A 14,013-nucleotide genomic window follows, 5' to 3' on the forward strand; every position below is an offset into this window, starting at 1 on the left:
AAATTGCACTGTGTCGGCTTTAAGGCTTATAATTACAACATTGCCGGTTAACATACTAACGGTGCAATTTTAAGTTTATATTATGAAAATAACGGGGAGATTAAATAGCATTGAATAAAACACCGCCAAAAAAGAAGATGACACATGTTGTCCGCGAAAAAAAGAGAAAGAATCTTAACGATATACTCAAGTTTGTCGTTTTTTCGATAATTGCGGTTGTGGTGGGGTTGGTCGGAGTAGGGGTCGGTAAATGGTACCAAGACGATTATAAACCGATGCACGAAACCGTTATCGAGGTAAACGGTACAAAATTCGATATGCAATATTATATCGAAATGCTGAGGTACATATCGGGGGAATATATCCAATTTGCCCAGTACTTTACCGATACCGCTTTGCAGTATATTGAATATTATGAGCTCTTAAAGCAGGGCGCCGCGGATTTGGGGATAACTGTTTCCGATAAAGAAGTTAATGCCGAGATTAAGAAAAATAAATACAATAATACCCCGGCCGCAAAGGATATGGTTCGAGCGGGTTTACTTATTCCCTTGTTGGAAGATCATTTCGGCGCACAAATAAATCCGTCCGCCGAGCAAAGTAATCTGCTGGCGATGTTCCTTGAAAGCCAGGCACAGGTTGAGGCGGTAAAAGCACGCCTTGCCGGCGGTGAATCATTCGAAGATATTGCCAAAGAACTCTCATTGGATTCCGCCACTCAAAAAGCCGACGGGGTGCTTAGTTGGTTACCTAAAGGTGTTATCGCTAATATTTTAGGCGCCTCTGCGCTAACCGATGAGCTTATTTTCGGCGCCGCAATCGGGGAGTTAAATACCGTTGAAGATACGAACAAAAATAAACCCGTGGGTTATTGGATATTACAAGTTACCGAACGATCTACCAAGACAGACGAAGATTCCGCGGAAGAAACCGAGGTTGCCAAAGTAAAAGCAATCCTGCTTGGGAGCAAAGAAAAGGCCGATGAGGTTTTATCCCTCTTAAATAACGGCGGTGATTTTGACGCTTTAGCCGAAGAATATTCGTTGATATGGAGCGAAGAAAGCGGTTGTGTTTTGGAAGTTGAGAAAGAAGATAATACCGCAGCATTTGACGGCTTTGTTTTTAATTCCGAAACCGAACTTAATGTCATAAGCGAAGTAATTCAAGATGTTGAAAGAAACACCAAGGGCGGTTATTGGATCTACAAAGTAACCGAAAAGGCCGTCCGTGACATATCGGAAACCAATATGAAGATGTTAATCGGGAATGCCCTTGAAGATTGGATAGACGGTTTTGACGAAGATAGCGCGGTGCTTGCCGAAAACATTGAAGATATGAAAAAATTTGCGGCTGCTAACATTTTACGATAGTTATCGGTCGGTATATTAAAAGATATTAGGTGGTATAAGTTATGGAACAGAAAGCTATTGGTGTGGGGCTCTTGGGTTTTGGAGTTATCGGCAGTCAGGTTGCCCGCGTATTGTTGGATAGGGAACAAAGGAACTCGGAACAGGCGGGTTGTCCGGTTGTTTTACGCAAAATAAAGGTGATTGAAGCCGATTTGGCAAAACCGAAAGCAAAAGCAATGCCGGCTGAGTTATTTACTACCGATGAAGACGAATTCTATAACACCCCAGATATGGATATTGTTATCGAACTTATAGGCGGTGTTAATCCGGCGCTTTTGTATCACGAGCGGGCTATTAAATCGGGGAAACATGTCGTTACCGCCAACAAAGAGCTGATTGCCAAGCACGGCTTTGAGCTAATGGAACTTGCGAAGCTGAATAATGTCAGCATTAGCTACGAGGCGGCGGTGGGCGGGGGTATCCCCCTTATCGGTCCGTTGCAAAAGGATTTAATAGCCAATAATATCGAAGGCATTTATGCCATTATTAACGGCACAACAAACTACATAATTACTCGGATGACGACCGAAGATATCGATTTTCCCGAGGCCTTGGCCGAAGCGCAAAGGCTGGGATATGCCGAAGCCAATCCAACCAATGATATCGAAGGCAAAGATGCCGCTTATAAACTGGCGATTATGGCAGCCCTTACTATGGAAGTTAAGGTTAACCCCGAAGATATTTTCTGTGAGGGTATTTCAAAACTGGAGAGTCGAGATTTCCGCTATGCCAGCGAGCTGGGTTACGCCATTAAACTTTTGGCAATCGCCAAGCAAGACAGCGGTTTCGTGGAGGTCCATGTCTATCCGGCCTTTGTTCCCGCCGAAAGCTTTTTGGCGAAGGTGGACGGGGTCTATAACGCCGTTTTGGTTGAGGGTGATTTGGTTGGTAAGGTTACGTTCTGGGGTGAGGGCGCCGGTGCCAGCCCGACCTCAAGCGCAGTTGTCGCTAATGTAATTCAAACGGCAAAGAAAATCGATAACGGTGATACTTCTTATAACTACTGGAAAATTAAATCCGGTAAGCAAGTAAAACCGATGTCCGAAATTATAAACAGGTATTATATCAGGATGGCGATAAACGATCAGCCCGGGGCACTGGCAAGTATTGCCGGGGTTTTTGGGGATTACGGAATCAGTATTTCGGCTGCATTGCAAAAAGAAGATAACATTGAAGAAAAATCGGCTGAAATTGTAATAATGACCCATCCGGCATCGGAAGAGGCGATGCGAACCGCACTTAATCAATTAAATGATCTAACGGCGGTTAAAGAAATCAATAATTTCATACGTGTTGAGGAATAAGATGTCAAGAGCAGGTGTATTATTCAGATATAAAGATTATTTGCCGATAACACACGATACCCCGCTGTTTTCAATCGGTGAGGGCTCGACCCCTTTGGTAAAATCCAAAAATCTCTATAAAGAAATCGGTTGCGATGAATTGTATTTCAAGCTGGAAGGTTGCAATCCGACCGGTTCGTTTAAAGACAGGGGAATGGTGATGGCAATGGCCAAAGCCATTGAGGACGGCAGCAAGGCGGTTATCTGTGCCTCAACCGGTAATACCAGCGCTTCGGCGGCGGCGTATGCCACGGCGATGGGATTAAAATGTGTCATTATTATTCCGGAAGGTAAAATTGCCAAAGGCAAGCTGGCGCAGGCGATTATTCACGGCGCACAAATTATTGCTATCAGCGGTAATTTTGATCAAGCGCTGCAAATCGTGCGGACCATAACCGAAAAACATCCGATTGCGCTGGTTAACTCGGTTAACCCAAACCGCATTGAGGGGCAAAAAACGGCTGCCTTTGAAATTATAGACGAACTGGGAGAAGCCCCCGATTACCTCTTTATCCCGGTCGGTAATGCCGGTAATATTACCGCTTACTGGAAGGGATTTACGGAATATTACAATCTGCAAAAGGCAACCAAAAAGCCTCAAATGATGGGTTTTCAAGCGGAGGGAGCGGCTCCCATTGTTCACGGTTATCCGATTGAAAAGCCGGAAACGGTGGCAACCGCCATTCGTATCGGTAACCCTGCCAGCTGGGAAAAGGCAACACGGGCGCGAGATGAATCCGGCGGCCTGATTGATATGGTTAGCGACGATGAAATAATGGCGGCACAGAAAATTATGGCGTCACGCGAAGGTGTTTTTGGCGAACCTGCTTCATCGGCGCCTTATGCCGGTCTTTTAAAGATGGCTCGCAGCGGTGTTGATTTTTCCGGCAAAAAAATCGTTTGCGTCGTAACCGGTAACGGGCTTAAAGATACCGATACCGCGATTAAAGATTCCGGCTCTTTCTTACAACTTCCGACCGACCTTGGGGCAATTGAAAAAGCCCTCGGTTTTTAGTTTACTGTCTTAATCAGATATCGGGGCGGGTGGGTTAATACCATCCCCCTCGCTATTTTCTTGCTTTTAAATTAATAACGCTTAGAGCGTAAATATGTCTGCGTCTGTTCCCTTAAATTCAATTAAAATCGGAGGATTAAATGACAAAAGAAATAATTGACAGCCCCGGCGGTTTCTTTCAGCATTATCCGCGTGTTGCCGTGGTGATTACGGCTAAAAGCGGCGCTAAAGAAAATGCGATGACTGTTTGCTGGCATATGCCGATGTCCAAAAAGCCTCCCCTGATTGCCTTTGTTACAGGTACGCGCCATTTTACTTACAAGCTTATTAAGGAAAGCGGTGAATTTGCCGTTAACCTCCTCCCCGATACCCATGCCGAACTGGTTGCCGCAATCGGCGGCACTAAAGGCGAAAGCTGCGATAAATTTGCAACGTTTGCGATTAAAAAAGGAAAATCCGCCGTAACATCCGCTCCTGTCCTTGCGGACGCCTATGTTTCCTTTGAGTGCAAGGTTATCGAAGAGAAATTGTATAACGAACAAAGTATGGTTATCGGCGAAGTGGTGGCTACTCATATGCGTGAAGAATGCTTTAGTAAAGACAGGGATACAATTGATATTCAAAAGGTAAAGCCTGTCCTTTATCTGGGGAATGAACAATACCTTGATATCGAAAGCCCCAAAGTGCGGATATTGAAGCGTGAAGAATGTGCCGAGGATTTAAAAATCTAAAACTATTGCCGAATTATCTTGATGGTGATAAGCTTTAATATTCCGTAAAAACTAAATAAAAAGGAAAATCCGGTGTTTAACGAAGAAAAAATAAAAAGTTGTGTTAAAGATATTATTATCGCCATTGGCGAGGACCCCAACCGCGAGGGCTTATTGGAAACCCCGCGCCGTTTTGCGGAGATGTATGCCGAACTTTTTGTCGGGATGAATATGGATCCGGTTGAAGAACTGAAGGTCGATTACGAGCTTGGGCATCATGAGATGGTAATCCTCAAAGATATCCCTTTTTATTCAATGTGCGAACACCATTTGTTGCCGTTTTTCGGCGTGGTGCATGTCGGCTATATCCCCAATAAAGAGGGAAGGGTGGTCGGCATCAGTAAACTGGCAAGGGTCGTGGAAATTATTGCCAAACGCCCGCAAATTCAGGAACGAATGGCAACCGATATTGCCGATACGATTGTAAAAGGTCTAAACCCCGACGGGGTCGGTGTTGTAATTCAGGCCGAGCATATGTGTATGACAATGCGCGGCATCAAAAAACCGGGTGCCAGCGTTTTGGCATCGGCTCTGAGGGGTATTTTCCGCAGCCGTGCCGATAGCCGCGCCGAATTTTTCTCGTTGATTCAAAACAGATAATAAAGCCGTCGAAATTGTAATCTTGCTTTTCTGAACGGAAAGTTGCGTCCGGCAGTTTTTTAGACAGTCTGCTTTAAACCTCGCAACTCTTTTTTATCTCAAATCGCCTGTTTTATGGGAATTTTCATATTCAAAAAAGACGTTTATGCGTAGATTTGGCAAAAATTTTAACTTGTAGTAAAATGTCTCTTTGTAAAAAATATTTGAATGTAGGAAGAATAGTAGTCACATGTGTAAAAACAAAGCTAATTATTGCCCCAAATGCGGCAGTAAAAGTCTCTATCTTGAAAATGATGAAGGAATTATCTCGGAGCATTGCTTCTTGTGCGGATATGAAGTCCTGTCACGGGAATTGCAATCCCTGATTAATTTGGAAGATTTCGCCGAATCTGCCGAACAAGCTGTCGGTTAAGTTTTCGGCGAAAGCCGTTCGGCTTAAAAATAAAGATCCCCAACGCAAAATAAGAAACAAAATCCGGCCAACCGGCCGGAGGCGTGCTTTTCTTTTTAATACCCTGTTTTACTCTTGGTTCGGGTGTTTTGTGCGCGGACGTTTTTGTAAAACGACAAAATGTGATTTATTGTTTTGGCGGCGGGCGGTTGTTACCGTTTTAATTTTTTATGCCAAACCGACTCATTCGTTGCAATCAAAGAGCTTATCTGTTTTACGGAGGGCTTCTCTAAATATCTGCCAGCTCATCCCATAAAATATCGCTAAATTCAAAAACGGGGCCGTCGTCGCATACCTGTTTTAAACCGCGCGTTGTTTTAATCGTACAGCCGTAACAAACACCGACACCGCATGCCATTCGTATTTCCAAAGAAACCTGGCAAGGCCTGCCTTTTAGCAGTCCGCTTGAATTCATTGTGCGGTACATCGGAGCGGGTCCGCATGCAAAAACAGAATCAATATCCCCCAAACAATCCGGTAAAACATCGGTAGTTCTGCCGCATATGCCAACCGAACCGTCATCTGTTGCAATAATGCACTCCACATCGGCGGGAAGCAAATTTTGGGGCAATAATATTTCATTACTGCGCGCCCCGATAAGCAGCGCAACATTTTTATTTTGAGCGAGGGCTGTTTCGGCAAGAAACGGCATCGGGGCAATCCCCATCCCGCCGGCAATCAGTAACAGGTTTTGAGAACCCTCATCAATGGTATAACCGTTACCCAGAGGCCCTAAAACGCTGATTGAGGCCGACGCTTTCTGTTTTGAAAGCCAATCTGTGCCGCGCCCTAAATTTGCATATAAAACGGCAATTCGGCTATCTTTAACGCGGTGAATACTAATCGGTCTGCGCAGCAGTGTGTCACCGCCGCATTGTAACATCACAAACTGCCCGGGTTTGGCGGAAGCGGCAATTTCAGGCGCTTCCAACCACATTAAAGACACGCTCGGCATTACCTCATCATTGGAGATGATTTTACAGTTCAAATGTACGGTGTTTACTAATTTTTTACTGTTTATTTTATGCCTCCATATCGATATTTAACGGTTACGATATTCCGCCATCGATAACACATCGTAATTATGTTCGCTGTTAGTGATTACTTCGGCAACCGCTTTGGCGGTATCAAGGGAAGTAAAGCAGGGGATACGTCTTTCGGCGGCGGCACGGCGAATATGGAACCCGTCTCGCAATGAAACCCTGCCTCCGGTGATGGTATTAATAACGCCGTCAACAACACCGTCGCGGATAATATCCAGTACGTTAGGGTGTCCTTCGTTCAGTTTTTTGGTAATCATCGATACGGATAAACCGGCGTTTTGTAAGAGTTCGGATGTCCCTTCCGTAGCGTATAATTTAAAACCGGCGTCGTGGAAACTCTTAATAATCGGCAGCGCTTCGGCCTTATCCCTGTCCGCAATACTAAATAGCATACTGCCCTTTTCGGGAAGCATTGAACCTGCGGCCAAAAGCGCCTTTACCAGCGCCCCGTTAAAGGTGGTATCAATCCCCATTACCTCGCCGGTTGATTTCATTTCGGGGCCCAGGTATGTATCGACACCGAACAGTTTCGACATTGAAAACACCGGCGCTTTAATGGCAACCAACTTTTTATTGGGGAATAATCCCGTTTGGTAGCCCTGTTCTTTGAGGGTTTCCCCAAGGATAACTCGTGTTGCGACATCCACTACCGGTATGCCGGTTACTTTGGATATAAAAGGTACGGTACGGCTGGCACGCGGGTTAACTTCAAGCACGTATATCTTTGATTTGCCGTTATTTTCCCTTACAACGTCAAACTGGATATTCATTAATCCCTTTATTTTAAGAGCAAGCCCGATGCGTACCGAGTAATCAACAATAGTATCGGCCTCTGTTTTAGTTAATTTGATTGCGGGATAAATTGCCATTGAATCGCCGCTGTGAACACCGGCTCTTTCGATATGCTCCATAATCCCCGGAATAAAGACACTCTCTCCGTCGCAAACGGCATCTATTTCAACCTCTTTACCGAGCAGATATTTATCGATTAGTATCGGATGCCCGGTATCAAGGTCGGCTGCCAGTTTTGCATAACGGGCAAGCTCATTAACATTGTGGACTATTTCCATCGCCCTGCCGCCCAGTACGTAACTTGGCCTTACCAGTACCGGATAGCCGATAATCTCGGCGACATTAATCGCCTCTTCAACGGTTGTTACGGTTGCCCCCGGCGCTTGCGGAATCCCAAGCTCGTTTAACAACCGCTCAAAACGTTTGCGGTCTTCGGCGAGGTCAATTGTTTCCGAATCCGACCCGATAATCGAAAGCCCCGCCCGTGTCAGCGGTGTTGCCAGATTGATTGCTGTTTGCCCGCCAAACTGCAAAACCGAATGCGGTTCCGAGATTACGGAATCGTCATCCGAATAATAACTCTCATTTTCGATAATATCTCTTACGCTTTCTTCGTCAAGCGCTTCAAAATACAACTTGTCGCTGGTATCGAAATCGGTAGACACCGTTTCGGGGTTTGAGTTAATCATAATGCTTTGGTAGCCTGCTTTTTGTAACGCCCATGCCGAATGCACGCTGCAATAATCGAATTCAATCCCTTGGCCGATGCGAATCGGTCCGCTGCCGATAACAATCGCCTTATTGCGGTTTTCGGTAATCGATTCGTTTTCTTTTTCGTAGGTGCTGTAAAAATAGGGGGTCGTGGCATTAAATTCCGCCGCACAGGTATCAACCATTTTATAAACAGGGGCCAGTTCCCAATCGTGCCGCTGTTGCCGCACCTGTTCCGGCAACCTATCCGCCAAAGTTCCGATTTGAATATCGGAGAAGCCGAGCCTTTTGGCTTGTAATAAAAGCTCCGGCGTCAGAGGTTCCGATAAAAGGCGCTTTTCCATATTGACAATATTCTTAAATTTATTCAAAAACCATAAATCGTAGCCGGTTTGTGCGGCGATTTCTTCAACCGCTTTACCGCGCCGCAGCGCAGCCATTACCGCCCATAACCTGAGATCATTGGGATAAAGCGGGTATGATTTTATATCATCGCTAAGCTCCCACTTGGGGTCTTCCCAAAGCAGTGAACGTTTCCCGAATTCCAGCGAGCGAACGGCTTTTTGGATTGCAGCCTCAAAGCACCTGTCAATCGCCATAACTTCACCGGTCGCTTTCATCTGAGTGCCGATAACCCTGTCTCCGGAATCAAATTTATCAAACGGCCAGCGCGGTATTTTGGCAACGATATAATCAATTGTCGGTTCGGAGGAAGCCAAAGTCTTCCCTGTTATCATGTTCGAAATTTCATCAAGCTTTTTACCGATGGCAATCTTTGAGGCGATGCGGGCAATCGGGTAGCCGGTGGCTTTACTGGCGAGTGCCGAACTGCGGCTTACGCGCGGGTTTACCTCGATTACATAATATTGATTACTTTGCGGGTCGAGCGAGAATTGCACATTACAACCGCCTTCAATCCCCAAAGCGCGGATAATTTTAAAGCTGGCGGTTCTTAATATTTGCACTTGTTTAGCATTTAGGGTTTGCGTGGGGGCGACAACGATACTGTCGCCGGTATGGACACCCATTGGGTCGATATTTTCCATGTTACAAACGGTTATGCAGTTATCGGCACCATCTCTCATTACTTCGTATTCGATTTCTTTCCAACCGACCAAAGATTTTTCCAAAAGCACCTGATGAACCGGGCTGGCATTTAGCCCTGTTGTTACAACCTCGTTAAAATCGCTCCAATTGTTAACAAAACCGCCCCCCGTACCGCCAAGGGTATAAGCAGGACGAATAATTATCGGCAGCCCTAAATTATTGGCAAACTCACGGGCTTCGCGAATGTTATTGACACTGGCGCTTGGCGGAACAGGTTCGCCGATTTCTTCCAGCATTTCCTTAAAAAGCTCCCGGTCTTCGCCTTTGCGGATAGATTCTATCGGGGTTCCCAAAGAGGTAACGTTGTATTTTTCTAAAACACCGGCATCCGCCAGAGCAACCGCCAAATTAAGCCCGGTTTGCCCGCCGAGGGTCGGCAGCAGCCCGTCCGGACGTTCTTTTTCGATAATTCGGGTAATAACTTCAACCGTAAGCGGTTCAATATAGACGATATCGGCGATATCTTCATCGGTCATAATAGTTGCCGGGTTGGAGTTTACAAGTACGGAGATAATGCCTTCTTCACGCATCGCTTTGCATGCCTGTGCTCCGGCATAGTCAAACTCCGCCGCTTGCCCGATAACAATAGGCCCAGAGCCGATAATCAATACTTTTTTAGGTTTAGACAAGGTTTTTACTCCTCTTTTAACAATCTTGTTTTGTAATTTACCGCTTATCAATTAACGCTAAAAACTTTTTAAACAGATAATTCATATCCAACGGGTCGGGAGATGCCTCCGCATAATACTGGACACCGAAAACCGGTAACTCGGTATGCCTTACGCCTTCAACCGATCCGTCGTTAAGGTTAATAAAACTGACCTCAAGCCCGTTGGTTACGGTGTCAGAATCCAGCGCAAATCCGTGGTTTTGGCACGTAATATGCACCCTGCCGCTTTCAAGTTCTTTAACCGGCTGGTTATTGCCGTGATGCCCAAACCCCATTTTGTATGTTTGGGCGCCAAAAGCCCTGCCGATTAAAAGGTTACCGAGGCAAATACCCATTAGAGGTTTATTTTGAGCCAATATTTTTATGTTTTCGACAATATCATCCAAAAGTTCGGGGTTTCCGGGGCCCGGCGAAAGCAGGATCCCATCCGGGTTTGTTCTTAGTATTTCATCTGCCGGTGTGTCGCAGGGAAATATTTTTAAGGAACAATCCATTTCGCTAAGTTTATTTAATAAACTGAATTTAATGCCGCAATCAAGCACGGCAACGGAATATTTATTTGTGGCGCATTTTATTGACGGCCAATCGTAAACGGTAGGGGATGACACTTGTTTTACAAAAACAGAGTCGGCATATTTGGGTTTTAACATTATTTCTCCCAAAGCCTGTTGCGGGGTTAGCTTTGTTGTAATAATACCGCGCATTGCCCCGTATGAACGAATTTGTCTTGTAATTGCCCTTGTATCAACGCCTCCGATTGCGGGCGTTCCGTTTTCAATAAGGTATTCGGCGAGGGTTAGTTTGCTTTGGTAATGGCTGGGTTCCGCACATTCCTCCCTAACAATCAACCCGCCGGCTTGAATGCGTTCGGATTCGAAATCGGCTTCGTTAATGCCGTAATTACCGATCATCGGGTAAGTCGGCATTATGATTTGCCCGGCATAGGAAGGGTCGGTTAACATCTCCTGATAACCCGCCATGCCGGTGTTAAAAATCACTTCGCCGTATGCTTCTTTGTCGGCCCCAAAGGAGTAGCCTTCAAAAATTGAACCGTTTTCAAGTATCAGAATCGCTTTTTTATTCATATTTTAGGCTCCCGGTTCCATCGAGTTATCTTTATAAACTATTTCACCGCCAAAAACGGTTGCTTTAACCTTACCCTTTAGCTTTTGCCCGTTTAAGGGGTTATTCTTCCCCTTGGAAGAGAATTCATTTACATTAACCGTCCACTCTTTATTCGGATCAAATATCGTAATATCGGCTGTTTCGCCTTGCGTCAGCGTTCCCAATTTTCCGAAATTGTTTCCGATAATTTGGGCCGGCGCTTCGGTTAATTTGGATATCATTAGGTTAATATCAATATCACCGTTATGCACCAGTTTCATTAGGCTTCCCAAGGCGGTTTCAAATCCGCTGATACCGAACGGGGCGGTTGCAAATTCGCGTAGCTTTTCGTTATCGGTGTGCGGAGCATGGTCGGTGGCAATCATATCGATCGTGCCGTCCTTTAGCCCCAAAATTAAGGCTTCGACATCTTTTTGCGAGCGCAGCGGCGGGTTGACTTTGGCATTGGTGTCGAATCCGAGCACTGCCTCTTCGGTCATTGTAAGATGGTGCGGGGTCACCTCAGCGCTAATTTTAACCCCGTCCTTTTTAGCGCTGCGAACAAGGTCAACCGCACCTTCCGTGCTGATATGACAGATATGCACTCCGGCACCGGTAAGTTTGGCTAAGGCAATATCCCTGGCAACAATATTTTCTTCGGCGGCATTCGGGATTCCTTTTAATCCGAGCCTTGTTGCCATAATGCCTTCGTTAATCTGCCCCCCTTCGAAAAGGTCAATATCTTCACAGTGGTCGCAGATCGGAATATTAAATATCAGGCTGTATTCAAGCGCCTGTTTCATAATGCGTGAATTTGCAATCGTTGAACCGTCATCGCTTACCGCGACTATTCCGGCCTCAACCATTTCTCCCATATCGGCCAGCTCCTTACCGTTGCGGCCCCTGGTGATACATCCTATCGGCAGGACTCGAATGCAAGAGTCGGCTGCGGCAGTCGCCTTTATAAAATCGACTGTGGCTTTGTTATCAATTGCCGGATTGGTATTGGGCATACAACAGATAGTTGTAAAACCGCCCTTAGCGGCCGCTTTACTGCCTGTTGAGATTGTTTCTTTTTCTTCAAAACCGGGTTGCCTTAAATGGCAATGAAAATCAATAAACCCGGGACAAACAATCATTCCTTTCGCGTCCAAAGAACCACAGTCTTCCGGAATATTTTGAACGGCGGGGGCGATTTCTTTTATTTTACCGTCAACAATCAGTAAATCGCCGATAATATCCAATTTTTGCGAAGGGTCAATAATCCGCCCGCCTTTAATTAACATTGCTTTATTCATCGCGGTTACCTCCTGTCAGCAAGTAAAATAGAGCCATTCGCACAGCCACTCCGTTGGTAACCTGCTCGTTGATTACCGAACGACTGCCGTGAACAACGGATGATGCGATTTCGATATCTTCGTTTACGGGCCCCGGATGCATTACAATTACATCTTTGGCGGCATTTGCCAGTCGTTCTTCCGTAATCCGATACAGTGCGGCGTATTCGCGGATACTGGGAATTAGTCCGTTTTGCTGCCTTTCCAACTGTAACCGCAAACCCATTACAACATCGGCGCCTCGGATTGCGTCGTCGATATTCGTTGTTACTTTAACTTTCGGGAAATGCGGTTGCGGATTTTCGATTCCTTTGGGTAACAGCGTTGACGGGGCACAGACAGTTACATCCGCCCCCATTTTTGTTAGCCCCCAAATATTGGAATGAGCAACGCGGCTGTGAATAATATCTCCGATAATTGCTACCTTTAATCCTTTAATGCTGTTTTTGTGCTGCAGCATTGTGTACAAATCAAGCAAAGCCTGTGTCGGGTGGGCGTGCCAACCGTCACCGGCGTTGATAATACTGGCTTTGACGTGTTTGGATGCCAAATCAGGCGCTCCGGAATGAGGATGGCGGATAACAATAATATCGGCTCCCAGCGCTTCAATCGTTTCTAAGGTATCAATTAAGCTCTCGCCTTTGGTTACGCTGCTTGAGGATACCGTTAGATTACTGATATCGGCGCTTAAATTCTTGGCGCCCAGTTCAAACGACGAGCGCGTGCGTGTACTTGCTTCGTAAAACAATGTAACCACTGTTTTACCGCGTAACGTCGGGACTTTTTTAATCGGCCTCGATAATATCTCATGCATCGCCTTTGTTGTTTGCATTACAAGTTCGATTTCCGCCGTTGTAAAATCATCAAGATCGAGGATATGTTTATGCTGCCATATTTTCTGCTCGGGCGGTGCGCTGTCGGTTTTTAGCTTCGGTTCCATTGTTGTTTGCGATACCTCCATGGCTAATCCTCCCTCCCGGGTTCGGGAATAATGGCGACTTCATCGACATTGTCTGTTTCCGTAAGATAAACTTGAATCTCTTCGTTACGGGCGCTGGGGATATTTTTACCGACATAATCGGCACGTATCGGCAGTTCTCTGTGCCCGCGGTCAACCAGAACCGCCAGTTGTATTGACAGCGGTCTTCCGAAGTCGATAATGGCATCCAGCGCCGCGCGAACACTGCGGCCGGTGTATAAAACATCATCAACTAAAACAATAATTTTACCGTCGATTCCGGTGGGGATATCGGTGCTTTGGACTATCGGCGGAACATTCTGAGAAGAGATATCATCGCGGTAGAGGCTGAAATCAAGAACACCGACCGGAATACTTGCGTTTTCAAACAGTTCAATATTGGCAGCCAATCGCTTGGCAAGAGGAACACCGCGTGTGCGCATTCCGATTAAAACAATGTTTTTGGTGGATTTGTTACGTTCGATTATTTCGTGAGAGATACGGGCCAATGTGCGTTTGATATCGGCCTCATTCATTATAATTTTTCTGGTCATAAAAAAACCTCTTACCGTTATTTTGCCGGCAAGAGGTGAACTCGCGTATTTCCACATTCCCCTTGCCAGCCTCTCTGGACTAGCATTAAAGGTGTTATTTAACTGGAGATAATTATAACACTACCAATGTTGCCATTGCAATCAATTTT

The 14,013-nt window shown here is 45.7% G+C and carries 12 protein-coding genes; 6 read left to right on the top strand and 6 right to left on the bottom strand.

Annotated features, from left to right (window positions below; translation table 11 throughout):
• Positions 1 to 110: 110 nt before the first annotated feature.
• The 6 genes from WC958_00925 to WC958_00950 all read left to right on the top strand — a co-directional run bounded on the left by WC958_00925 (position 111) and on the right by WC958_00950 (position 5,549).
• Positions 111 to 1,370: a peptidylprolyl isomerase gene (locus WC958_00925; GenBank protein ID MFA5628817.1), complete on the top strand. Its 1,260-nt coding sequence runs from the start codon at positions 111 to 113 to the stop codon at positions 1,368 to 1,370.
• A gap of 41 nt (positions 1,371 to 1,411) precedes the next feature.
• On the top strand, positions 1,412 to 2,713 hold the full coding sequence (locus WC958_00930; GenBank protein MFA5628818.1) for a homoserine dehydrogenase: 1,302 nt from the start codon (positions 1,412 to 1,414) through the stop codon (positions 2,711 to 2,713).
• Position 2,714: 1 nt separating this feature from the next.
• Entirely contained in the window at positions 2,715 to 3,767 is a 1,053-nt protein-coding gene (gene thrC / locus WC958_00935) for a threonine synthase (protein MFA5628819.1), read from the top strand.
• 140 nt (positions 3,768 to 3,907) lie between these two features.
• Positions 3,908 to 4,498 (top strand): flavin reductase family protein, encoded by a 591-nt coding sequence (locus WC958_00940; protein ID MFA5628820.1) that lies wholly within the window; start codon positions 3,908 to 3,910, stop codon positions 4,496 to 4,498.
• 72 nt (positions 4,499 to 4,570) lie between these two features.
• Positions 4,571 to 5,137 (top strand): GTP cyclohydrolase I FolE, encoded by a 567-nt coding sequence (gene folE, locus WC958_00945; GenBank protein ID MFA5628821.1) that lies wholly within the window; start codon positions 4,571 to 4,573, stop codon positions 5,135 to 5,137.
• Positions 5,138 to 5,366: 229 nt separating this feature from the next.
• Complete coding sequence (locus WC958_00950; GenBank protein MFA5628822.1) at positions 5,367 to 5,549, top strand: hypothetical protein; 183 nt, start codon at positions 5,367 to 5,369, stop codon at positions 5,547 to 5,549.
• 268 nt (positions 5,550 to 5,817) lie between these two features.
• On the opposite strand, the gene WC958_00955 is transcribed toward WC958_00950, so the two are convergent.
• The 6 genes from WC958_00955 to pyrR are packed head-to-tail and all read right to left on the bottom strand — an operon-like array spanning position 5,818 to position 13,864.
• Positions 5,818 to 6,576 carry a dihydroorotate dehydrogenase electron transfer subunit gene (locus WC958_00955; protein MFA5628823.1) on the bottom strand — a complete coding sequence of 253 codons (759 nt, stop codon included), beginning with the start codon at positions 6,574 to 6,576 and terminating at the stop codon, positions 5,818 to 5,820.
• Positions 6,577 to 6,630: 54 nt separating this feature from the next.
• Positions 6,631 to 9,870: a carbamoyl-phosphate synthase large subunit gene (carB, locus tag WC958_00960; protein ID MFA5628824.1), complete on the bottom strand. Its 3,240-nt coding sequence runs from the start codon at positions 9,868 to 9,870 to the stop codon at positions 6,631 to 6,633.
• 37 nt (positions 9,871 to 9,907) lie between these two features.
• A complete protein-coding gene (carA, locus tag WC958_00965) occupies positions 9,908 to 10,996 on the bottom strand; it encodes a glutamine-hydrolyzing carbamoyl-phosphate synthase small subunit (protein ID MFA5628825.1) in 1,089 nt (362 codons plus the stop codon).
• A 3-nt stretch (positions 10,997 to 10,999) separates the two neighbouring features.
• Positions 11,000 to 12,313 (bottom strand): dihydroorotase, encoded by a 1,314-nt coding sequence (locus WC958_00970; GenBank protein MFA5628826.1) that lies wholly within the window; start codon positions 12,311 to 12,313, stop codon positions 11,000 to 11,002.
• Positions 12,306 to 13,292 (bottom strand): aspartate carbamoyltransferase catalytic subunit, encoded by a 987-nt coding sequence (locus WC958_00975; GenBank protein ID MFA5628827.1) that lies wholly within the window; start codon positions 13,290 to 13,292, stop codon positions 12,306 to 12,308. The genes WC958_00970 and WC958_00975 overlap by 8 nt, the downstream gene beginning before the upstream one ends.
• A gap of 23 nt (positions 13,293 to 13,315) precedes the next feature.
• Positions 13,316 to 13,864, bottom strand: a complete 549-nt coding sequence (gene pyrR / locus WC958_00980; protein MFA5628828.1) for a bifunctional pyr operon transcriptional regulator/uracil phosphoribosyltransferase PyrR — start codon at positions 13,862 to 13,864, stop codon at positions 13,316 to 13,318.
• Positions 13,865 to 14,013 lie beyond the last annotated feature (149 nt).

The sequence above is a fragment of the Dehalococcoidales bacterium genome (assembly GCA_041656115.1).
In the GTDB taxonomy this organism is placed as follows: Bacteria; Chloroflexota; Dehalococcoidia; order Dehalococcoidales; family UBA5627; genus UBA5627.

Coding starts and splice junctions, on each gene's coding strand:
- WC958_00930 (MFA5628818.1), top strand. CDS start 1,412: ATGGAACAGAAAGCTATTGGTGTGGGGCTCTTGGGTTTTGGAGTTATC.
- thrC (MFA5628819.1), top strand. CDS start 2,715: ATGTCAAGAGCAGGTGTATTATTCAGATATAAAGATTATTTGCCGATA.
- WC958_00940 (MFA5628820.1), top strand. CDS start 3,908: ATGACAAAAGAAATAATTGACAGCCCCGGCGGTTTCTTTCAGCATTAT.
- WC958_00950 (MFA5628822.1), top strand. CDS start 5,367: ATGTGTAAAAACAAAGCTAATTATTGCCCCAAATGCGGCAGTAAAAGT.
- carA (MFA5628825.1), bottom strand. CDS start 10,996: ATGAATAAAAAAGCGATTCTGATACTTGAAAACGGTTCAATTTTTGAA.
- WC958_00970 (MFA5628826.1), bottom strand. CDS start 12,313: ATGAATAAAGCAATGTTAATTAAAGGCGGGCGGATTATTGACCCTTCG.
- WC958_00975 (MFA5628827.1), bottom strand. CDS start 13,292: ATGGAACCGAAGCTAAAAACCGACAGCGCACCGCCCGAGCAGAAAATA.
- pyrR (MFA5628828.1), bottom strand. CDS start 13,864: ATGACCAGAAAAATTATAATGAATGAGGCCGATATCAAACGCACATTG.